Origin of the sequence: Mesorhizobium sp. M1E.F.Ca.ET.041.01.1.1 (genome assembly GCF_003997355.1) — a bacterium.
Lineage (GTDB): Bacteria > Pseudomonadota > Alphaproteobacteria > Rhizobiales > Rhizobiaceae > Mesorhizobium.
In genome coordinates, this window is sequence record NZ_RZSL01001135.1 from 1 (window position 1) to 786 (window position 786).

The 786-nt window shown below is 59.8% G+C and carries 2 protein-coding genes; both read left to right on the forward strand.

The genetic code is table 11. From position 1 onward, the window contains the following. A partial coding sequence (locus EOA38_RS37915) for an NADH-quinone oxidoreductase subunit K (protein WP_145966352.1) occupies nt 1–156 on the forward strand: 156 nt, incomplete at its 5' end. A gap of 3 nt (nt 157–159) precedes the next feature. Beyond that, on the forward strand, nt 160–786 hold a 627-nt coding region (locus EOA38_RS37920; RefSeq protein ID WP_281060189.1), incomplete at its 3' end, for a proton-conducting transporter membrane subunit.

Sequence of the window (786 nt, forward strand, 5' to 3'; positions counted from 1 at the left end):
GGGCATTACTACGACGACTTCCGCGGGCAGATATTTGCAATCTTCGTCATCGCAATCACTGCGGCGGAGGTTGCCGTTGCCCTTGGTATCTTGGTCGCCCTCGCGAGGAACAAGTCCACTCTCAAGGTCGACGAAGTGACCATTATGAAAGGATAGCCGGTGATATCGATCCGGCCACTGCTTGCCGTCGCCGTCGCAATTCTTGCGGCTCTTGCAGTACTCCTTCTAGATAAGCGCGAGAAACTTCGCGATGCCGTCTCGCCGTTGGCCGCGATCGCCATGTTCGCAATTGTCGCCTCGATGGCGCCCACGGTGCTGGCGGGCAGGACAATCGATTTGCGCCTGTTCGAAATTCTGCCAGGGATCGACTTCGCTTTCCGTGTCGATGCGCTCGGCATGGTGTTTGCCACCGTCTCGTCGCTGCTGTGGATCGTGGCGTCGATCTATTCCATCGGTTACATGCGGCACTTGAATGAGCATGCGCAGACCCGGTTCTTCGCCTGCTTCGCCGCCAGTCTCGCGGCAGCCGCCGGCGGCGCCTTCGCCGCCAACCTGTTCACGCTGGTAATCTTCTACGAGGCGCTGAGCCTTGTGACCTATCCGCTTGTCTACCACCATGAGGACGAGGAGGGATGGGCGGGCAGCCGCAAGTACCTCGTCTATTTGATGGGCGCGTCAAAAAGTGTGCTTCTGGCCGCGCTTGCGTTGACTTACCAGATTGCAGGGTCGCTCGACTTTGTGGCGGGGGGACTGCTGGCGAGGGTCGACGCATCGGCGTCGCTGCTG